This is a genomic window from Microbacterium sp. ZOR0019 (assembly GCF_000800925.1).
Classification (GTDB): Bacteria; Actinomycetota; Actinomycetes; order Actinomycetales; family Microbacteriaceae; genus Microbacterium; species Microbacterium aurugineum.
The window spans coordinates 12,248-33,369 of sequence record NZ_JRKC01000005.1 but is presented as its reverse complement, the minus strand read 5'-3'; the positions used below and the strand labels follow the sequence as shown (position 1 = coordinate 33,369).

The following is a 21,122-nucleotide window of genomic DNA, read 5'->3' as shown; positions in this document are numbered from 1 at the left end:
GTGACCAACTACGACGAGATCGACTTCTCCCCCATCCAGGCGCTCACCGAGGGCGAGGTCATCACGCAGTCGCCCGTGCGCGACATCCGTCTCGCCTCCGGCAAGGTGCTCGCCCTGATCACACTCGACAACGGCCGTGATCACACGCGTCCGAACACGCTGGGTCCGGCGACCCTCACTCAATTGGGTGAAACACTCGACGCTCTCACGGCACGAGCGGCCGCGGGCGAGATCCAGGCGGTCGGCATCACGGGAAAGCAGTACATCCTCGCCGCGGGCGCCGATCTGTCCGACATCAGCAAGGTCGGCTCGCGTGACAACGCCCGTCTGATCGCGCAGCTCGGCCACAAGGTGCTCGGCAAGCTCGGAGATCTCGGTGTGCCCTCGTTCGCTTTCGTGAACGGCCTCGCTCTGGGCGGCGGCCTGGAGATCGCTCTGAACTCCAGCTACCGCACGGTCGACGCCTCGGCGGCGGCAGTGGCCCTGCCCGAGGTCTTCCTCGGCATCATCCCCGGTTGGGGTGGCGCATACCTCCTGCCGAACCTGATCGGCATCGAGAACGCGCTCGAGGTCGTCATCTCCAACCCGCTCAAGCAGAACCGCATGCTCAAGCCTCAGCAGGCATTCGATCTGGGCATCTTCGACGCGATCTTCCCCGCGGCGAACTACCTCGAGAACTCCCTGTCGTGGGCGGACGCCGTTCTCGGCGGCAAGAAGGTCGAGCGCAAGAACGAGCCCGGCAAGATCGAACGCCTCACCAAGTGGCCGATCGCCATCAAGATGGCACGCGGGATGCTCGAGTCGAAGATCGGCACCGTGCCGAAGTCGCCGTATGCCGCGCTCGACCTGCTCGACAAGGCCAAAGCCGGAACCAAGGCAGAGGGCTTCGCCCGCGAGGACGAGGCACTCGCCGAGCTCGTCACGGGCGATCAGTTCGCGGCGTCCATGTACGCGTTCGACCTCGTGCAGAAGCGCGCCAAGCGTCCTGTCGGCGCTCCGGACAAGCAGCTCGCGAAGAAGGTCACCAAGGTCGGCATCATCGGCGCCGGTCTCATGGCGAGCCAGTTCGCGCTGTTGTTCGTGCGCAAGCTACAGGTGCCCGTGCTCATCACCGACCTGGACCAGGCGCGCGTCGACAAGGGCGTCGCTTACATCCACGAGGAGATCGGCAAGCTCGAGGCGAAGGGACGCCTGGACTCCGACTCGGCCAACAAGCTGCGCGCGCTCGTCACCGGCACCACCGACAAGAGCCTCTACGCGGACTGCGACTTCGTGATCGAGGCCGTGTTCGAAGAGGTCGGCGTCAAGCAGCAGGTGTTCGGCGAGATCGAGAAGGTCATCGCCGAGGACGCGATCCTCGCGACCAACACCTCGTCGCTGTCCGTCGAGGAGATCGGCTCCAAGCTGGCGCACCCCGAGCGTCTCGTGGGCTTCCACTTCTTCAACCCGGTCGCAGTGATGCCGCTGATCGAGATCGTGAAGACACCGGCGACGGACGATGCCGCGCTGTCGACGGCTTTCGTCGTCGCGAAGAATCTCGGCAAGAACGCGGTGCTCACCGCCGACGCGCCGGGCTTCGTCGTGAACCGACTGCTCGCCAAGGTCATGGGCGAGGCGGCCCGCGCGGTCTACGAGGGCACGCCGATCGCCGACGTCGAGAAGGCGTTCGGCCCGCTCGGTCTCCCGATGGGGCCGTTCCAGCTGATCGACCTGGTCGGGTGGAAGGTCGCCGCCCACGTGCAGGACACGATGGTCCACGCCTTCCCCGACCGGTTCTACGCCAACGAGAACTTCCATGCGCTCGCGGAACTCGACGCGGTCGTGGAGAAGGACAAGGGCGGGCGCGTCATCGGCTGGACCAAGCAGGCCGAGAAAGTGCTGAAGCCGGCGGTCGGCAAGACCCCTGCCTCCGCAGCGACCATCCTGCAGCGCGTTCAGGACGGCCTGGCACAGGAGATCAAGCTGATGCTGGATGACGGTGTCGTGCCCGAGGTCGAGGACATCGATCTGTGCCTCATCCTCGGCGCCGGCTGGCCGTTCATCGACGGGGGCGCCTCGCCGTACCTCGACCGTGAGGGAGCGTCCGAGCGGGCCTTCGGCAGCTCGTTCCACACTCCGCAGATCCGCGGCGTCGAGAGCCGCTGACCGCGAACACCATCACTCGATGCGCCCCACGGGATTCCCCGCGAATCCGGTGGGGCGCTTCGTCGTCCGTTCTGCGATGACGTGGCACCGCAGATTCCCGTCGCCGAGGCTCAGCCCGTGGACTGAACCGGTCGGCCGTCGACCTCACCGTAGCGAGGCCAGTACGACAGTGCCCTCTCCGCGAGCGCGGTGATCGTGAGCGAAGGGTTCACCCCGGGATTGGCGGGCACAGCGGCACCGTCGACGACGTGCAGCCCGGGATGCCCCCAGACGCGGTGGTACGCGTCGATGACCCCGTGTGCCGGCGATGCGGAGATCACGGCACCTCCGAGGAAGTGCGCCGTGAGCGGGATGCCGAACACCTCCGGCCAGGATCCGCGCGGAGCAGCGGGCACCCCGCCCTCGGCCTCGACCCGCGCGGCGATCGCCGCAGCCGCGGTGTGAGCTTGGGGCAGGTAGCTCGGGTTCGGCGATCCGTGGCCCTGCGCGCTCGTCATCACGAGGCGACCGAAGCGGCGGCGTAGCGAGAGGGTGAGCGAGTTGTCCGCCGTCTGCATCACCAGCGCGATGATCCCCCGCTCACTCCAGCGCCGGAGGCTCCCCAGACGGAACTGCCGCAGCGGAGAGCGGAGCACCTGCGCGACGAGGCTGCGCAGCCGCACCCCCAGCGGCCGCCCTCCGGGGACGATGACCGTCGCCAGCGCCCCCATCAGGTTCGAGCCCGGCCCGTAGCGGACGTTCTCGACGTGCGTGCGCTCGTCGATGTGGAACGAGGTCGTGATCGCGACGCCGCGAGCGAGCTGGAGAGACTCCGGGACGTCCGTGGCGACCGCGCCGTCCAGCGCTTCCGAATTGGTGCGGGTGAGACGGCCGATCGACCCAGAGATCCGCGGCAGTGCGCCGGACTCCTTCATCCGATGCAGGAGCTGCTGCGTGCCCCACGTGCCGGCCGCCAGCACCACCTGCTTGGCGGTCACCGTCCTCCGCGTGTGCCGGAGCCACGCCCCGCTGCGCTGTGTCGTGACCGCGAATCCTCCGCTGGGGAGCTCGCGCACCTCGCTGACCGTGCGCAGCGCCTCGATCGCGACCCCGCGGCGTTCCGCGAGAGCGAGGTAGTTCTTCATCAGTGTGTTCTTCGCGCCGACACGACAACCCACCATGCAGTTCCCGCAGAGGGTGCATCCGGTGCGATCGGGGCCCTCGCCGCCGAAGAAGGGGTCTGGTGTGCGCTCCCCCGGCTTTCCGAACCAGACGCCGACCGGCGCGCGCCGGAAGGTGTCGCCGACGCCGAGGTCCTCCGCGGCACCGGCCATGATCCTCTCCACAGGTCCCGTATGCGGGTAGTGCTCGACGACGCCGAGCATCCTCTTCGCCGTGGCGTAGTGCGGTGCGAGCTCCGTCTCCCACTCCGCGATACCGCGCCATTGCGGGTCCGCGAAGAAGGCCGATCCGGGCTGGTACAGCGTGTTCGCGTAGTTGAGCGATCCGCCTCCCACGCCGGCCCCGGCCAGGATCATCACATGCGGCAGTCGGTGGATGCGCTGGATCCCGTAGCAGCCCAGGGCCGGTGCCCACAGGTACCGGCGGACGTTCCAGTTGGTCTTCGCGAAGTCGTCGTCTTCGAAGCGACGCCCCGCTTCGTAGACGCGCACACGGTAACCCTTCTCCGCCAGTCGCAGTGCGGCGACGGAACCGCCGAATCCGGAACCCACGACCACGACATCTTCATCGAACTCAGTCATCGCCCTCCTTCGGCACCATCATCGTGAGCGCTCCCGGAATCACCGAGATCGTGCACTCATCCTCGCCGATCCGCTCGCCGTCGGCGTAGACCACGAGACCCGGGGCCGACACCGTGACCGACCGCGCGCGACGATGCGCGACCTCACCGCGCGCGAGATGCGTTCCGCGGAGCAGCAGCGGAAAGAGCCGCAGCAGGCGCAGTCGGCCCAGCGGGGCGACATGAACGATGTCGAGGAACCCGTCGTCCGGCACAGCCCCGGCGCAGATCGGCATCCCGCCCCCGTAGCTGGAGGTGCTGCCGGCAGCGATGAGCGTCCCCGGCGACCTCCTGGCGGGTTCACCGTCCACCGCGAGCATGAAGTCCATCGGCGTCAGTCGCAGGAGCTCGATGAGCAGTGCGAGGTAGTAACGCGGCGCGCCGTGCGGCCAGCGGAGCCGGTTGGTGCGATCACTGACTTTCGCGTCGAAGCCCAGCGCCGCGATGGTCAGGAACCTCCGGCTGCCCTCCGCGGTGCGGACCACGCCGACATCGATCTCTCGTGGCACGCCCGTGAGGGCGAGTTCGGCGGCAGCCCGGGCGTCTCCGCGCGGGAGCCCGAGCGCCCGGGCGAGATCGTTCCCTGTGCCCGCGGGCACGAGGACGATGGGGACGGCGGCGTCGCACACCGTGTCGAGCACGCCGGAGAGCGTGCCGTCACCCCCCACGACCACGAGGACACGCGGCTCATCCGCCAGCGCGGCCACGGCGAGCTGGGCGGTATCCGTTGCCGAGACACCCGCGTAGGTGCGCACGTCGACGCCGTGCTCCCGGAGGAGACGGACGGCCGTCTCGGTCGCCCGCTCGCCTCGGCCTTTGCCTGCGTACGGGTTCGCGAGCACGGCGATGTGCTCGGACACGTCAGTGCATCCGCTCGAGAGGGAGCACAGCGCCGGGGTTGAGGACGCCGGCGGGGTCGAGTTCGCGCTTGATGGCGGAGAGGATGCGGATGCCGGTCTCGCCGATCTCCTGGCGGAGCCAAGGCGCATGATCCCTGCCGACCGCATGGTGGTGGCTGATGGTCCCGCCCGAGTCGATGATCGCATCGTTGACGCGCGCTTTCACCGCGTCCCACACCCGGAGCGGCTCTGCACGGAGGGCGGCGAGCACCGTGAAGTACAGCGACGCCCCACTCGGATAGATGTGGGACACATGGCACATGACGTACGACTTCGCACGGACGTCGGCGAAGCCGGCCTTGAGCGCCGATTCGACGGCCGAACGTAGCGCCTGCAGGTTCGACCAGGTCGTCGCGGTCTCGAGCGTCTCGCAGAAGACTCCGGCGTCGAGCAGCGAATCGCGCAGGTAGGGCCCGTCGAATCGGCTCTTCCGCCATTCCTCGGCCGGCCCTTCGCCCGCAGAGACCCCTCCAGCGGCAGCGAGCCGTACGGCGGTCCGGGCGCGCCGCTCGGCGATGTCCTCTCCTTCGTACACCGTCACCACGCTCGCGCCCTTCGCGAGGGCCTTGCCGATCCTGCCGACCTGGGCGAGACTCACCGCGGTCTCCGCCTCATCCGACAGCCGGATGACGGTGGGGCCGCCACCCTGCTGGGCGACCCCGCGGAGTCCCTCGGCACCGCTCGCGAAGTCGGGGAAAGACCACGACTCGAACACCCGGTCGCGCGGGATCGGGTGCACACGTACCCGCACCTCGGTGATCACACCGAAGATGCCCTCCGAACCGAGGAAGATCCTGATCAGGTCGGGCCCCGCCGCGGACCCCGGAGAGCGTCCGAGTTCGATGTCACCCGTGGGTGTCGCCACCCTGATCCCGGTGACCATCGTGTCGAAGCGCCCGTTGCCCGCGGAGTTCTGCCCCGAGGACCGCGCCGCCGCGAATCCGCCGATCGTGGCGTAGCGGAAGCTCTGGGGGAAGTGGCCGAGCTCGAATCCGCGCGCAGACAGCAGCGCCTCCGCCTCCGGCCCCGTCGTTCCCGCCGCCAGCACGGCATCCCCGCTGACCTCATCGAGCCGGATCAGACCGCTCAGGCGTCGCAGATCGAGGCTCACGACAGCGTGGTGCGGGCCCCGTTCGGGATCCAGCGCTCCGACGACGCTCGTACCGCCACCGAACGGGATCACCGCGATCCCCCGTGCGACGGCGACGTCGAGGCACGCTCGGACTTCTGCATGATCCGCGGGACGAAGGACGGCGTCCGGCGCGTCCTGATGGACCTCGCGGCGCCGGAGGAGGTCCGGCGTCGACCGCCCGCCGGCGTGACGGATACGCGCCTCGGCGGCGGCATCGACGTTCTCCGGGCCGACCGCGGTGCAGAAGGCCGCATGGTCCTCATCGGTCAAGCGTGAGGGTGCCAACTGCACATGTGCCAGCTCCACGGTGGGCTCGGGCTTGCGTACCCGCCCGAGCAGCATCGGAAGCAACGCTCGCACGGCGAGCGGCAGGTCCTTCGCCTTCGCCGGATCACCCCAGCCGTTCCATCTCATCGACGGGTCCGCATCGACCACGACATCTCCTTGCGCCATGCGTTACAGTGTGACACATCATGGAAGAACGTCAACCTCTCGGGGATGCGACACAGACCCGGATCCTCGATGCCGCCGACGACCTCCTCGAACGGCGCGGCGTCCGCGGTGTCACGATCGCAGAGCTCGCGCGTCGCTCCGAGCTGAGCCGCCCCACGATCTACCGCAACTGGGCCGACGCCGACGATGTCGTCCGCTCGACGCTCCTGCGCAGGGTCGAACGCATCCTGAGCGCGCTCCCCGCCAGAGTGCACACCCGTGCGGCGCTCGTCGACGACATCCTGCTGTTCACCGCCCTCTTCCGCCGAGACCCGCTCTTCGCGCGCCTGCTCGCGGATGAACCCGAAGCCTTCACCCGATACACGCTCGAACGGGTGGGATCGAGTCAGCGCCTGATCCTGCAGTGGCTGACCACCGCGATCGGCACCGCGCAGGCTCAGGACTCGGTCCGCCCCGCGCCGCCCTCGGAGATCGCGGTGATGCTCCTGCTCGTGGCCCAATCCGCGGTGCTGTCGCACGGGACCGTGTCGGAGCTGATCTCCGAGGACGCGTGGGAACGCGAACTGCGGGCGGCACTCGACGGACTGCTCCGGCCATGATGTCCGAGTCGTCCGCACTGAACGTCGCGCGGCGACGCGTGGAGTTGGCGCGGTCCGCGGAGGAGAAGGTCGACGTCCTCGTGGTCGGCGGCGGAATCACCGGCGCGGGCGTCGCTCTCGATGCGGCCTCCCGCGGGCTTCGCGTCACCCTGATCGAGGCGGAGGATCTCGCCTTCGGTACCAGCCGCTTCAGCTCCAAACTCGTACACGGCGGACTGCGCTACCTTGCGACCGGTGACTTCGAGACAGCGAAGGAGAGTGCGCTCGAACGGCATCTGCTCCTGATGACGATCGCCCCGCATCTGATCCACCCGCTCGGACAACTCCTCCCGTTCGCATCGGGCATCTCGTTGCGTCAGCGCGTCGCGGGCGCGGTGGGCATGGGAATGGGCGACCTGCTTCGGATGCGGGCGCGTACGCCCCGCGCGGTCCTCCCCGCCCCCTCGTTCGTGTCGGCCCGCTCGGCGACCCGCTTGGTGCCCGCACTGGATCCACGGGGCCTCCGTGGCGGCATGCTGTCCTACGACGGCCAGCTCGTCGACGACGCCAGGCTCGTCACGACCGTTGCCCGGACAGCAGCAGCACTCGGCGCCCGCATCCTCACCCGGGTCCGCGCCGTCGCCCTGCGCGGCGATGGGGCATCCGTGGAGGAGACGATCACCGGCGAGCGGTTCGAGCTCCGCGCACACGCCGTCATCAATGCGACGGGTGTCTGGGCAGGAGGGCTCGACCAGACGATCCGCGTGCGGCCGAGTCGAGGAACGCACATCGTGCTGGACGCCGCCGATCTCGGGAACCCGAGGGCCGCGCTCACCATCCCGCACGAGGGATCGATCAGTCGCTACATCTTCGCTCTGCCGCAGGCTCACGGCCGCATGATCGTCGGCCTCACGGATGAGGACGCCCCCGGTCCGGTGCCTCAGGTCGCTGAGCCGACCGAACGCGAGATCGAGTTCCTTCTGTCCAGCCTCAACCGTGTCGTGGCCACATCGATCCGGCGTGACCAGGTGCGCGGCGCCTTCGCAGGGCTGCGCCCCTTGGTCGACAGCGGCAGCGACACGACAGCGGACGTCTCACGGAAGCACCTGGTGACGACGGCCGACGACGGCTTCATCACCGTGCTCGGCGGAAAGCTGACGACCTATCGGAGGATGGCCGAGGACGCGGTCGATGTCGCCGTCCGCACTCGCGCATTGCCGGCATCGTCCAGCAGAACCTCCTCGCTCCGGCTCGTCGACCGAGTGGTCGCCGGTTCCGACGAGGTGATCGACGCGTCCACCGGCCTGACCCATGCTGAGGTCGACTTCGCGGTGCGCGTCGAGGGGGCGCTGACCGTCGAGGACGTACTCGACCGCCGCACGCGCATCGGTCTCGTCGCCGCCGATCACGAACGCTGCCGACCGATCATCGCACCGATCGTCGCGCACACGCTCGCCGCCCTCGGCTGAACGAGCAGACGCCGTATCAGCGGCTTTCGCGCAGTGGCAGGTCGATCGTCCCGGTCTCCCCTGCGTGACGCGCCTTCGGGATCCGGGTACCGAGCACCTGGGACACGATGTCCTGGGCGATCTTCGGCGCTGTCAGACCCGCGTCACCGAGGATCTGGTCCCGTGACGCGTGATCGATGAACTCGTCAGGGAGGCCCAGCTCGTCGACAGCGGTGTCGATCCCGGCCTCGCGGAGCACCTGCCGCACCCGCGTACCGATCCCGCCGACGCGGATACCGTCCTCCAACGTGATCACGAGGCGGTGGTGAGCGGCCAGCTCGACGATCGACGGCTGCACGGGGATGGCCCACCGCGGATCGATGACGGTCGCCCCGATCCCCTGCGCCCGCAGCCTGTCGGCGACATCCAGCGCGAGTTCGGCGAAGGGACCGATCGCCACGACCAGCACGTCCTCGGATTCACCACGGGCGAGCACGTCGACACCGTCATGCAGCCTCTCGATCGCCGGAAGGTCTGGCGCCACCTCCCCCTTCGGGAATCGGATGACGGTCGGCGCATCATCGACCTGCACGGCTTCTTCGAGCGCTTCGGTCAGCCGAGCGCCGTCGCGAGGAGCCGCGATGCGGATGTGCGGAACGATCTGCAGCATCGCCAGGTCCCACATGCCGTGGTGGCTGGGGCCGTCAGGGCCGGTCACGCCGGCACGGTCGAGCACGAAGGTGACGCCCGCGCGGTGGAGTGCGACGTCCATCAGGACCTGGTCGAAAGCGCGCCCCATGAAGGTGGCGTACAACGCGACCACGGGGTGCAGTCCACCGAAGGCGAGACCGGCGGCCGACGCCACCGCGTGCTGCTCGGCGATGCCCACGTCGTACACCCGATCCGGGAACCGCTCGGCGAACGGCGCGAGACCCGTCGGTCGCAGCATCGCGGCCGTCATCGCGATGACATCGTTCCGGCGCTCCCCCACCGAGACCAGAGCATCGGAGAAGACGTCGGTCCAGCCGCGCCCCCCCGTTGACAGAGTCTCACCGGTCGTCGGATCGATCTTGCCGACGGCGTGGAACTGGTCCGCCTCGTCATCACGCGCAGGCTGGTAGCCGCGGCCCTTCTCGGTGATCGTGTGGACGATGACCGGCGCGCCGTACGACTTCGCGAGCTCGAGCGTCTCGAGGAGGGCGGGAAGATCGTGCCCGTCGACCGGGCCGAGGTACTTGATGTCGAGGTTCGAGTACAGCGCCTCGTTGTTGGCGAAACGGGAGAGGAACCCGTGTGTGCCGCCCCGGACACCGCGGAACACGGCACGCCCCACTGGACCGAAGGCGCGGAACAGTCGGTCCGACTTGCGGTGGAGATCCTTGTACGCGGCAGCGGTGCGGACGCGGTTGAGATACCGCGACATGCCGCCGATCGTCGGCGCATACGAACGGCCGTTGTCGTTGACGACGATCACCAGGTTGCGGTCGTTGTCGTCGGAGATGTTGTTCAACGCCTCCCAGGTCATGCCGCCAGTGAGCGCGCCGTCGCCGACGACGGCGACGACATGACGATCTGCACGCCCCGTCGCCGTCAGCGCCCGGGAGATGCCATCCGCCCAGCTGAGGGAACTCGACGCGTGCGAGGACTCCACCACATCATGGTCGCTCTCGCCGCGCTGCGGATAGCCGGCGAGTCCGCCGCGCACCCGGAGCTCGGAGAAGTCCTGTCGCCCGGTGAGCAGCTTGTGCACGTAGGACTGGTGGCCGGTGTCGAAGATGAACGGATCGTCGGGCGAGGAGAAAACCCGGTGCAGAGCGATGGTCAGCTCGACGACGCCCAGGTTGGGGCCGAGATGGCCGCCGGTGCGGGACACGTTCTCGACGAGGAAGGTGCGGATCTCCGCGGCGAGTTCTGCGAGCTGATCCGTCGACAGTGCATCCAGATCACGGGGTCCTGAGATGCTCGGAAGAATGGGCATCTGCGCCTCCTCACAGGCTTCACCGGAAGCGTCGGACAGGGCGCCGACGCCATCCCGATCCTATCGCGCTCACACGGGAGAACCGGGTGAGCGAGCACCCCCTTGACAGGACGATGGGGCTCGGGTCCGAAGACCCGAGCCCCATCGTCGCCCCGATCAGACCAGCGAACGCAGCACGTACTGCAGGATGCCGCCGTTGCGGTAGTAGTCGGCCTCACCGGGGGTGTCGATGCGGACGACCGCGTCGAACTCCACCGGCTGCTTGCCCTCGGGCGAGTTCTCGCTCGGGGTGGCCGTGACCTTGACCGTCTTCGGCGTGACTCCGTTGTTGAGCTCTTCCAGACCCGAGATCGAGACGATCTCGGTGCCGTCGAGACCCAGCGACTCCCAGCTCTCGCCCGCGGGGAACTGCAGCGGGACGACACCCATGCCGATCAGGTTCGAGCGGTGGATGCGCTCGAAGCTCTCGGTGATGACCGCCTTGACGCCCAGCAGGCTCGTGCCCTTGGCCGCCCAGTCACGCGACGATCCCGAGCCGTACTCCTTGCCACCGAAGATGACGAGCGGCGTGCCCTGCGCCTGGTAGTTCATGCTCGCGTCGTAGATGTACGACTGCGGCCCACCCGGCTGGGTGAAGTCACGCGTGAATCCACCCTCGACGACCTGTCCGTCGTTGACGGCCGCGACCATCGCGTTCTTCAGGCGGATGTTCGCGAAGGTGCCGCGGATCATGACCTCGTGGTTGCCGCGACGCGAGCCGAAGGAGTTGAAGTCCTTGCGGTCGACGCCGTGCTCGGTGAGGTACTGGGCCGCGGGCGTACCGGGCTTGATGTTTCCGGCCGGCGAGATGTGGTCGGTGGTGACCGAGTCGCCGAGCGTCGCCATGACGCGAGCACCCTCGATGTCCTTCACCGGGGTGAGCTCCATCGTCATGCCGTCGAAGTACGGAGCCTTGCGGACGTAGGTCGAGTTCTCGTCCCACTGGAAGATCGCGTCATCCGGGGTGGGGAGGCTGCGCCAGCGCTCGTCGCCGTCGAAGACCGTCGCGTACTGCTTGATGAACTGGTCTCGCGAGATGGACGAGTCGACGATCTCCTGCACCTCGTCGGGCGTCGGCCAGATGTCCTTCAGGAAGACGTCTTCGCCGTCGGTGCCCTTCCCGAGCGCGTCGTTCTCGAAGTCGAAGTGCATCGAGCCGGCGAGAGCGTACGCGATCACCAGCGGCGGGCTGGCGAGGTAGTTCATCTTCACGTCGGGGCTGATGCGTCCCTCGAAGTTGCGGTTACCGGAGAGGACCGCCGTGACGGCGAGGTCGTGCGAGTTGATCGCCTCCGACACCTCTTCGATCAGCGGACCCGAGTTGCCGATGCAGATCGTGCAGCCGTAGCCGACGGTGTAGAAGCCGAGGCCCTCGAGGTCCTTGTCGAGACCGGACTTCTCGTAGTAGTCGGTGACCACCTTCGAGCCCGGGCCGAGCGTGGTCTTCACCCAGGGCTTCTGCTTCAGGCCCTTCTCGAGCGCCTTGCGTGCGACGAGGCCGGCGGCGATCATCACCGACGGGTTCGACGTGTTGGTGCAGGAGGTGATGGCCGCGAGGGTGACCGCGCCGTTGTCGAGGATGTACTTCTCCCCCGACGGCGTGGTGACCGGCACGGGCTTCGAGGCATTGGCGGGAGCACCGCTGTTGATGTGCACCGGACGCGTGGACGGCTCCTCGTCGCCGGGTGCCTGACCGGGGTCGGACGCCGGGAACGAGTGCTTCGACTCGAGGTCGACGATCGAGTCCGAGGTGGACGGCGACGCGTAGCTCAGGATGTCCTGCTCGAACTGCGACTTCGCCTCGGAGAGGAGGATGCGGTCCTGCGGGCGCTTCGGACCCGCGATCGACGGGACGACCGTGCCGAGGTCGAGCTCGAGGTACTCGCTGAAAGTCGGCTCGTGCGCGGCATCGTGCCAGAGCTTCTGCTCCTTGGCGTAGGCCTCGACCAGCGCGACGGCCTCCTCGCTGCGGCCGGTGAGGCGCAGGTAGTCGAGCGTCACGTCGTCGATCGGGAAGATCGCGGCGGTGGAGCCGAACTCCGGAGACATGTTGCCGATGGTGGCGCGGTTGGCGAGCGGAACGGAAGCGACGCCTTCGCCGTAGAACTCGACGAACTTGCCGACCACGCCGTGCTTGCGCAGCATGTCGGTGATCGTGAGCACGACGTCGGTCGCGGTCACGCCGGCGGGGATCTCGCCGGACAGCTTGAAGCCGACGACGCGCGGGATGAGCATCGACACGGGCTGACCGAGCATCGCGGCCTCGGCCTCGATACCGCCGACGCCCCAGCCGAGCACGCCGAGGCCGTTGACCATGGTGGTGTGCGAGTCGGTGCCGACGCAGGTGTCGGGGTAGGCGCGGAGCACGCCGTTGACGTCGCGGTCGTAGATGACCTTGGCGAGGTGCTCGATGTTCACCTGGTGGACGATGCCGGTTCCCGGCGGGACGACCTTGAAGTCGCTGAACGCCGTCTGACCCCAGCGCAGGAACTGGTACCGCTCCCCGTTGCGCTCGTACTCGATCTCGACGTTGCGCTCGAGGGCGTTCTCCGAGCCGAACAGGTCGGCGATGACGGAGTGGTCGATGACCATCTCGGCGGGCGAGAGCGGGTTGATCTTGTTCGCGTCGCCACCGAGTGCCGTGACGGCCTCACGCATGGTGGCGAGGTCGACGATGCAGGGGACGCCGGTGAAGTCCTGCATGACCACGCGCGCCGGCGTGAACTGGATCTCGGTGCTGGGCTCTGCCGCGGCATCCCACGATCCCAGCGCCTCGATCTGCGCCTTCGTCACGTTCGCGCCATCCTCGGTGCGAAGCAGGTTCTCCAGGAGGACCTTGAGACTGAAGGGGAGCTTCTCGAAACCGGGCACCGTGTCGATGCGGAAGATCTCATAGTCGGTGCTGCCGACTGTCAGGGTGCTCTTGGCACCGAAGCTGTTCACCGTGGACACGAATCCGTCTCCTTCTATTCGGATGGGAGCGACAGGCGCCTCCATCTTGCTCGCCAGCGAGCCCCTGCGGCTAGCAAGGCGGACCTAACCAGTCTGCTCCGCGCAGCCCGCGGGCGAAAGCCTGCGATTTATCTTGATATCAAGATAAATCTATCACGCCTCGGAGGCATCCTCGCGCGCCGGCTCTCGCGGGTGGAGAGCGCGGACGACCAGCCAGGTCACCGCGATGAGGGGAGCGAACAGCGGCAACCCCATGACGAGCTTGAGGGTGCCGAGGGCGGTGACGTCTCCCGCGAGATAGAGCGGCAGCTGCACGGCGAGCCGCGCGAAGAACAGCGCAGCCCACGCGATCCCGAGCCAGAAGTAGGCACGTCGCTTACGGCGATGACTGCGCCACGTGGTGCCCTCCCCCATCAGGAATCCGACCGCGAGGCCGATCAGCGACCATCCGATCAGGGCCGACACCAGGATCACCGTCCCGTACACCGCGTTCGTGATGAGTCCGGGAACGAAGTTGTCCGCCCCTCGACCGGTCCACAGCGCGAGGGCGGCGGCGGCCACAGCGGCGACGAGACCGCCGAGCGCGGCCGACGGCGGCGACTTCTGCAGGAGTCGGACGACCGTGAAGACCGCCGCGAGCCCGACCGAGACGCCGAGAGACAGGATCAGCGGTTCGGGGCGGATCGTGAAGATGATGACGAATGCGAGGCTGGGCAGCACCGATTCGAGGATGCCGCGCCACCCACCCATCGCGGACCACACGACCTTGTGCGTGCTCGAACTCTCCGCCGGGTCGAGGCCGGCCCGACGAGCGGCACCGCCGAGCGCCTCACCGAGGATCTCGGAGGTGCGCTTCTCTCGCTCGGGGTCCTGGTCCGGGGTGCTCACGCGGATCCCGGGGTCGCCGGCATCTTGAGCGGGATCAGGTCACGAGGGGGCATCGGCGAGCCGCCGCGGACCACGACGATCGATCGGAAGAGATCCTCGACCTTCGCACCCGCCTCCGGATCCGACGCGCCTGCTCCCCCGATGACGCCGCGGAGGAACCATCGCGGACCGTCGATGCCGATGAAGCGCGCGAGACGCAGCCCGGACCCCTCGCTCGCGGTGGCGGGAACCTCGGCGAGGAGTTCCTTGCCGAGCGGACCCTCGCGCTCTTCGACGCGACCGCCCTGCGCCTTGACCTGGTCGCGCAGCTGCACACGGGTCTCGTCCCACAGACCGCCCGATCGCGGTGCGGCGAACGGCTGCACCTGCAGCGAGGAGTCCGCGTAGTCGAGCCCCACGGCGACGATGCGCTTGGTCTGCTCCTCGACCTCGAGTCGAAGATTCAGGCCCTCCCTGGGGAGGATCTTGATCCCACCCAGGTCGATGTAGGGACGAACCGGATTCGCCTCGGAATCGTCGAAGGGACCCTCGGTGGCGCGGTTCTCGGGCGCCGACTTCGGGGAAGTCTCGTTGTTGTCAGTCATTGGCCTGCCCTGCTTCGTTCTGCGTGTGCCCCGCCTGGTAGCCGGTGGAGCCGAATCCGCCGGCGCCGCGGACGCTCTCCGGCAGCTCACCGACCGGGAGGAACGTGGCGCGAGTCACCGGCATGATGATCAGCTGTGCGATGCGATCGCCGACCGCCACATCGTACGCGCTGTGGATATCGGTGTTGATCAGACTCACCTTGATCTCGCCCCGATATCCGGCGTCGACCGTCCCGGGCGAGTTCACGATCGAGATCCCGTGCTTGGCTGCGAGACCACTGCGCGGAACCACGAACGCGGCGTAACCGTCGGGAAGGGCGATACGGACGCCCGTGCCGACGAGGGCGCGCTCGCCCGGTCCGAGATGCACGGCCTCGGCCGCCACCAGATCAGCGCCGGCATCACCCGGATGCGCGTATCCGGGCACCGCCGCGGCGATAATGGGGATATCAACGGAATCGGTCACCCCATGAGGCTAATGCAGAACACCGGCACAGACACACGCCCGCGCTATCGCGAACGACTCGCTCCCAGCCTGTGGCTGCTGGTCACCGTCGCGGTGGCGGGGCCGATGGTGTCGCTCGTCTTCGTCCCGATCGGATCGACGGTCGCGCTCGCCGTCGGAGCAGCCGTCTCCGCGCTCCTGGTGCTGACGTTCGTCGCCGCGACGCCGGTCGTGTCCGTCGAGGGCACCATCCTGCGCGCCGGCCGCGCACATATCGATGTCGCGCACCTGGGCGATCCCGTGGCGCTGACCGGAGCGGATGCGCGTCATGCACGCGGGCCCGGACTCCCGGCGCGTGGTTGGCATCTCATCCGCGGTGGGATCGACGGCATCGTCGTCGTGCCGAATCTCGATGTCGACGACCCGGTCGACGCCTGGACAATCTCCACGCGGACTCCGGACCGCCTGGCCGCAGCGATCCGCGCGGCGCAGACCGGCGCCTGACCGGAGACGACAGCGCGCCCCGGACCACGATGGTCGGGGGCGCGTGAGACGTCGCTCGAAGGGCTGCTACGCAGCGCACTCCTTGCAGATGGGCCCGGATGCGCCCTCGTGGTCGAGCTGCGAGCGGTGCTTCACGAGGAAGCAGCTCATGCATGTGAACTCGTCCTGCTGCGCGGGCAGCACGACGACGTCGAGCTCGAGGTCGGAAAGGTCGGCACCCGGAAGGTCGAAGCTCGACGGGTTGTCGGAGTCTTCGTCCCCGCTTGAGCCGGAGAGCTTGTCCGGCACACGCTCCTTCAGGGCTTCGATCGACTCGGAGTCGTCTTCGCTCTTTCGGGGGGCGTCGTAATCGGTTGCCATGCGGTAGATCTCCACTTTCATGGTGCGAGTGGGTGGTGCGCCGTCGGGTATTCGGCGGCCATAGTTTGCACGACCCGAGGTCATAACGCAAATGCTCGTCCGTGCGACAGAGGAAACTCACGGCACGCCCACGCTATTCCCGGTCACGAGCCCCCTCGCGTGACACCATGAACGGACACCCATCAGAGGGGCATTCGCATGGAAAACGTCACCATCGTCGGCACAGAAGCAGGAGTCCTCGTACTCGCGACCGAGTCGGGCGAGCGGTTCGCGCTGCCCATCGACGACATGCTGCAGCGCGAGATCCGTCGCGCCACCCGACAGGCCGAGCCGACCGCTCAGAAACTTGCGGCGAGCCCTCGTGACATCCAGGCCCAGATCCGCGCCGGGCTGACAGCTCCCGAAGTCGCCGAGCTGCTCGGGATCAGCGTCGAGGACGTCGCCCGGTTCGAAGGTCCGGTCCTCGCCGAGCGAGAGCACATCATCGGCCAGGCTCTCGCCGTGCCGGTGTTGATCGGCAGCGAGGTCGAGCCCGACGCGCAGCCCACCTTCGGCGTCGCCGTCCGCGCCAAGCTGGCCGAGATCGAGGCGACTGCAGAGCGCTGGGCCAGTTGGAAAGAGGACTCCGGCTGGACCATCAAGCTCGAGTTCACGGCCAACGATGTCGAACACGACGCGCGCTGGAGCTTCGATCCTCGCCGCAGTGCACTGTCACCCCTGAACGCCGACGCGACCCAGCTCTCACGGCAGGGATCCCTGCCGGAGGGGCTCATCCCGCGACTGCGTGCGGTCGACGCCGAACGCACGACATCGCCCTACAAGGATGAGAGCCGCTTCGATTCGGGGGCGTTCGGTCCGCGTCTCCTGCCGACTCCGGAGGCGGAGTTCGAAGATCCCTCCCTCCCGGAGCGCTCCGATCTCGCGGCGCAGGACGCCGCGATCAAGCGTGCGCCCTCGACACCGAGCACGAACCCCGAGACGGCCGACCTGCTCGAAGCTCTGCGACGCCGTCGCGGACAGCGCGAGACAGCTCCTCTGCTCGACGACGCGGAAGACGCAGAGCGCTCCGACCCGATCTCCCTCTTCGACGCGCTGGATCAGCCGGAAGAGGAGCCGGAGGCCTCGCAGCCCGCATCGTCGCAGCCCACACCCACGGATTCCGGCGAGTCCGGTGGGCGCCGTCGCCGTCGGAACGCGATGCCCTCGTGGGATGAGATCGTCTTCGGCGCTCGCACGGACGAATAGCGCCACATCGCGTCGCCGCACCGACGACGATCAGCGGGCGAAAGCCCCGAGTCTGATCAGCGGAACCTGACGCTCCTCGGGCGTGAGAGCGCCGTGCTGACCGATCATCGCCCGCCCGCGTTGGTCCGCGGCCGTACCGTCGTACACGGCCCAGGTTCCGCGCGCGATCACCAGCACGTCACCGATCCGTGACGCTGCGGCATCGGTGACCGTCGGGCCGAAGAGGCGCGCATCCACCGCGTCGCCGCGGGTGAGGACATCGGCCGCCCCCTGGAGGTCGGAACGCCATCGCGTCATCACCTCAGCGACATCGACCTCAGGCTCGAGGTAGGCGTGCAGCATCCGGGGTTCACCCCCCAGATGACGGATCCCCGTGAGATGCGCTTCCTCCAGGACGATCTGACGTTTCTGCGGCACGTCGACCATCCCGTGGTCGGACGTGACGAGAACGCCGACCCCTGGAGGCACCCGTGCGGAGAGCGCCGCATCGACGTCCTCGAGCGCTGCGACCCACTCGCGCGAAGCGATCCCGTGCTTGTGGCCGGCTTTGTCGACCTCGGGGAGGTAGCAGTAGACGAGCGCCCCCGGATGGGTCTGAGCGAGTGCGTAGGCGGCTTCGATCCGCGATGCCGCGGTGTCCGCCGCGACGAACTCCGCGCCACGAAGTGTCGCCTTCGTGAAACCGCTGTGCGCATAGGCGGCCAGACCGACGGCGAAGCTCTCATGACCGCGGCGTCCGGCGCGCTCGAAGATCGTGGGCGCCGCCTGCCAGACGAGCGGGTCGATCCCGTCGCTCTCCCAGCCGCTGAGCTGGTTGACGAGCACGTCGCGACTCGGGTCGAGCACGCGGTACCCCACGAGGCCATGCGCGCCCGGCCACACTCCGGTGACGATGCTGGTGAGGGCCGCGGCCGTCGTCGAGGGGAACACCGACTGGGCGACGTCCTTCTTCGCCATGCCCGCCGTCAGCGCCCGCGCGTGTCCGGCGTGTCCCCGAAGGCTGATCGCGCCGAGCCCGTCGATGACGACGAGGACGACCGATTCCGCCGGGGGCAGCACCTCGGACTCGCCGCGCAGGGCGGCGAACAGGTCCGCCGCCACCCCGACGACGCTCCGGGCGCTCGAAGAGTCGAACGGTAGCATGGAGGACATCCGAGCCAGTCTGACACAGGCTCCCGTACGCCCTCAGGAAGTCCATGCCGAAAACCCCGCCGCCCGAGCCCGTCGAGGAGCGCATCCAGGACATCGACCTCTCCACGGAGATGCAGGGTTCGTTCCTCGAATACGCGTATTCGGTGATCTACTCACGCGCCCTGCCCGACGCCCGCGATGGCCTCAAGCCCGTCCAGCGCCGCATCCTCTACCAGATGGCCGAGATGGGCCTGCGCCCGGATCGCGGCCACGTGAAGAGCGCTCGCGTCGTCGGTGAGGTGATGGGGAAGCTCCACCCCCACGGCGACTCCGCGATCTACGACGCGCTCGTGCGCCTCGCTCAGGAGTGGGCGTTGCGCGTCCCGCTCGTCGACGGTCACGGCAACTTCGGCTCCCTGGATGACGGTCCGGCCGCAGCCCGGTACACCGAAGCCCGACTGGCCGCCGCCGCGCTCGCCCTCACCGAGAACCTCGATGAGGATGTCGTCGACTTCATCCCGAACTACGACGGGCAGTTCCAGCAGCCGGCGGTACTGCCGGCCGCGTTCCCGAACCTCCTCGTCAACGGTGCCAGCGGCATCGCGGTCGGCATGGCCACCAACATGGCCCCGCACAACCTCATCGAGGTCGTGGCGGCGGCGACCCACCTGCTGGAGAATCCGGACGCCACGACCGAAGAGCTCATGGAGTTCGTCCCCGGGCCGGACTTCCCCTCCGGGGGCATCCTGATGGGTCTGGACGGCGTCAAGGACGCGTACACGAACGGACGTGGCGCCCTCAAGGTCCGGGGCAAGACGTCCATCGAACCTCTGGGACCGCGGCGCACCGGCATCATTGTCTCGGAACTGCCGTACATGGTCGGTCCCGAGCGTCTGATCGAGAAGATCCGCGATGCCGTACAGGCGAAGAAGCTGCAGGGCATCAGTGATGTCACCGACCTCACCGACCGCAACTATGGACTGCGCGTCGCCATCGGCGTGAAGACGGGCTTCGACCCGAACGCCGTCCTCGAGCAGCTGTACCGCCTGACGCCGCTCGAAGACTCCTTCAGCATCAACAACGTCGCGCTCGTCGAGGGCCAGCCGCGCACGCTCGGTCTCAAGGAGATGCTGAGCGTCTACGTCGGGCATCGCCTCGAGGTGATCACCCGGCGCAGCCGGTACCGTCTCGCGCGCCGTGAGGAGCGCCTGCACCTCGTCGAGGGATTGCTCATCGCGATCCTCGACATCGACGAGGTCATCCAGGTCATCCGCTCCTCCGACGACTCCGAGCAGGCCCGCACCCGGCTGCGTTCGGTGTTCGATCTGAGTGAGCTCCAGGCCGAGTACATCCTCGAGCTGCGGCTGCGTCGCCTGACGAAGTTCTCGCGGATCGAGCTCGAGAGCGAGCGTGACGCGTTGCTGGCCGAGATCGCCTCGCTCCGTGAACTCCTCGGGAGCCCCGTGTTGCTCCGCGCGGCGGTCGCGAGAGAGCTGGATGCCGCTGCCGACGCCTACGGCACACCTCGCCGGACGCTCCTGATGAACGCGGCTCCCCCGAAGCCCCGGGCGACCAAGGGCGCGGTCGACCTGCAGATCGCCGATGCCCCCACGGTGCTCGTCCTCTCGACCACCGGCAGAGCTGTGCGCGTCGATCTCGGAGAAGGCCAGGAGCTCACCGTTCCGGCGCGTCGGAGCAAGCACGACGCCATCCTCGCGACGGTCGAGACCACGGTACGCGCCGAGATCGGAGCGCTGACGAGTCTCGGCCGAGTCGTACGGTTCTCCCCCGTCGACCTTCCCTCCGTCCCCTCCTCCTCGGTGCAGTTGGCGGCCGGTACGCCGCTGCGCGACTACCTGGGCATCACGACCAAGAACGAGCGTGTCCTCGGCTTCGTGCGCTTCGACAGCGACATCCCGATCGCTCTCGGCACCGCCCAGGGCACGGTGAAGCGCGTCGTTCCGTCCTCACTCCCCGCGCGCCCCGATCTCGAAGTCATCGGCCTGAAGGCCGGTGACACGGTCATCGGTGCGGCGGAGGCAGCGGATGACACCGAGATGGTGTTCGTGACGACCGACGCCCGGCTGCTCCACTTCCCGTCGTCATCGGTACGTCCCCAAGGTGCCCCCGCCGGAGGCATGGCCGGGGTCAAGCTCGGCCCCGGGACCTCCGTCCTCTTCTTCGGCGTGGTCGATCCGACAAGCGATGCCGTGGTCGCCACGGTCTCCGGCGGCGAGAGCATCCTGCCGGGAACGGATCCGGGTCGCGCGAAGGTGTCGTCGTTCGCTGAGTACCCCGCCAAGGGGCGCGCGACGGGTGGCGTGCGCGCGCACGCCTTCTTGAAGGGCGAGGATCGGCTCACGGTCGCGTGGGTGGGCCCCGGTCCGGCGCAGGCCGTGGACCCGACCGGTGCGGTGCGCAAGCTCCCCGAGGCCGGTGCCCGTCGCGACGCCTCCGGCCAGCCCATCGACGGCGTGATCGGGACCATCGGCCGCACGATCGTGTGACGTCGTCCGGGAGGCCTCCGTCACCGGCGGCCTCCCGGACGCCCCGCGATCAGT

The 21,122-nt window shown here is 68.3% G+C and carries 16 protein-coding genes; 6 read left to right on the top strand and 10 right to left on the bottom strand.

Features of this window, described 5'->3' with window-relative positions; translation table 11 throughout:
• Positions 1-2,145 carry a 3-hydroxyacyl-CoA dehydrogenase NAD-binding domain-containing protein gene (locus L978_RS01055; RefSeq protein ID WP_047519678.1) on the top strand — a complete coding sequence of 715 codons (2,145 nt, stop codon included), beginning with the start codon at positions 1-3 and terminating at the stop codon, positions 2,143-2,145.
• A gap of 110 nt (positions 2,146-2,255) precedes the next feature.
• Here L978_RS01055 and L978_RS01050 read toward each other — a convergent pair whose 3' ends face one another.
• From L978_RS01050 to L978_RS01040, 3 genes are read right to left on the bottom strand one after another with little or no spacing between them, the layout of a single operon-like run.
• On the bottom strand, positions 2,256-3,887 hold the full coding sequence (locus tag L978_RS01050; RefSeq protein WP_047519435.1) for a GMC family oxidoreductase: 1,632 nt from the start codon (positions 3,885-3,887) through the stop codon (positions 2,256-2,258).
• Positions 3,880-4,785, bottom strand: coding sequence for a YegS/Rv2252/BmrU family lipid kinase (locus tag L978_RS01045; RefSeq protein WP_047519433.1), 906 nt, complete (start codon positions 4,783-4,785; stop codon positions 3,880-3,882). Before L978_RS01045 ends, L978_RS01050 begins: the two co-directional genes overlap by 8 nt.
• Position 4,786: 1 nt before the next feature.
• Positions 4,787-6,409 carry an FAD-binding oxidoreductase gene (locus L978_RS01040; protein ID WP_231554947.1) on the bottom strand — a complete coding sequence of 541 codons (1,623 nt, stop codon included), beginning with the start codon at positions 6,407-6,409 and terminating at the stop codon, positions 4,787-4,789.
• A 20-nt stretch (positions 6,410-6,429) separates the two neighbouring features.
• Between L978_RS01040 and L978_RS01035 the strand changes: the two genes are divergently transcribed.
• Together L978_RS01035 and L978_RS01030 are read left to right on the top strand one after the other, a co-directional pair.
• On the top strand, positions 6,430-7,008 hold the full coding sequence (locus L978_RS01035; protein ID WP_047519431.1) for a TetR/AcrR family transcriptional regulator: 579 nt from the start codon (positions 6,430-6,432) through the stop codon (positions 7,006-7,008).
• Positions 7,005-8,456: a glycerol-3-phosphate dehydrogenase/oxidase gene (locus L978_RS01030; protein ID WP_052193237.1), complete on the top strand. Its 1,452-nt coding sequence runs from the start codon at positions 7,005-7,007 to the stop codon at positions 8,454-8,456. Before L978_RS01035 ends, L978_RS01030 begins: the two co-directional genes overlap by 4 nt.
• Positions 8,457-8,472: 16 nt before the next feature.
• On the opposite strand, the gene dxs is transcribed toward L978_RS01030, so the two are convergent.
• The 5 genes from dxs to dut all read right to left on the bottom strand — a co-directional run bounded on the left by dxs (position 8,473) and on the right by dut (position 15,342).
• Positions 8,473-10,413: a 1-deoxy-D-xylulose-5-phosphate synthase gene (gene dxs / locus L978_RS01025; protein WP_047519429.1), complete on the bottom strand. Its 1,941-nt coding sequence runs from the start codon at positions 10,411-10,413 to the stop codon at positions 8,473-8,475.
• Positions 10,414-10,569: 156 nt separating this feature from the next.
• The gene (locus L978_RS01020) at positions 10,570-13,404 is read right to left on the bottom strand and encodes an aconitate hydratase (protein ID WP_047519427.1); all 2,835 of its coding nucleotides are present in this window, start codon (positions 13,402-13,404) and stop codon (positions 10,570-10,572) included.
• A 153-nt stretch (positions 13,405-13,557) separates the two neighbouring features.
• Positions 13,558-14,292, bottom strand: coding sequence for a DUF3159 domain-containing protein (locus tag L978_RS01015; RefSeq protein ID WP_047519425.1), 735 nt, complete (start codon positions 14,290-14,292; stop codon positions 13,558-13,560).
• Complete coding sequence (locus L978_RS01010) at positions 14,289-14,876, bottom strand: DUF3710 domain-containing protein (RefSeq protein ID WP_047519423.1); 588 nt, start codon at positions 14,874-14,876, stop codon at positions 14,289-14,291. Before L978_RS01010 ends, L978_RS01015 begins: the two co-directional genes overlap by 4 nt.
• The gene (gene dut / locus L978_RS01005; RefSeq protein WP_047519421.1) at positions 14,869-15,342 is read right to left on the bottom strand and encodes a dUTP diphosphatase; all 474 of its coding nucleotides are present in this window, start codon (positions 15,340-15,342) and stop codon (positions 14,869-14,871) included. Before dut ends, L978_RS01010 begins: the two co-directional genes overlap by 8 nt.
• A 12-nt stretch (positions 15,343-15,354) precedes the next feature.
• Here dut and L978_RS01000 point away from each other — a divergent pair, with 12 nt between their 5' ends.
• On the top strand, positions 15,355-15,825 hold the full coding sequence (locus tag L978_RS01000) for a DUF3093 domain-containing protein (protein ID WP_047519419.1): 471 nt from the start codon (positions 15,355-15,357) through the stop codon (positions 15,823-15,825).
• 66 nt (positions 15,826-15,891) lie between these two features.
• Here the strand turns inward: L978_RS01000 and L978_RS00995 are convergent, their stop codons facing one another.
• Positions 15,892-16,185: a DUF4193 domain-containing protein gene (locus L978_RS00995; protein ID WP_029259298.1), complete on the bottom strand. Its 294-nt coding sequence runs from the start codon at positions 16,183-16,185 to the stop codon at positions 15,892-15,894.
• 198 nt (positions 16,186-16,383) lie between these two features.
• On the opposite strand from L978_RS00995, the gene sepH reads away from it, so the two are divergent.
• A complete protein-coding gene (gene sepH, locus L978_RS00990; protein ID WP_047519417.1) occupies positions 16,384-17,430 on the top strand; it encodes a septation protein SepH in 1,047 nt (348 codons plus the stop codon).
• A gap of 30 nt (positions 17,431-17,460) precedes the next feature.
• Here sepH and L978_RS00985 read toward each other — a convergent pair whose 3' ends face one another.
• Positions 17,461-18,582 (bottom strand): alkaline phosphatase family protein, encoded by a 1,122-nt coding sequence (locus L978_RS00985; RefSeq protein WP_047519415.1) that lies wholly within the window; start codon positions 18,580-18,582, stop codon positions 17,461-17,463.
• A 44-nt stretch (positions 18,583-18,626) separates the two neighbouring features.
• On the opposite strand from L978_RS00985, the gene L978_RS00980 reads away from it, so the two are divergent.
• A complete protein-coding gene (locus tag L978_RS00980; protein ID WP_047519413.1) occupies positions 18,627-21,068 on the top strand; it encodes a DNA gyrase/topoisomerase IV subunit A in 2,442 nt (813 codons plus the stop codon).
• The last annotated feature ends 54 nt before the right edge of the window (positions 21,069-21,122 follow it).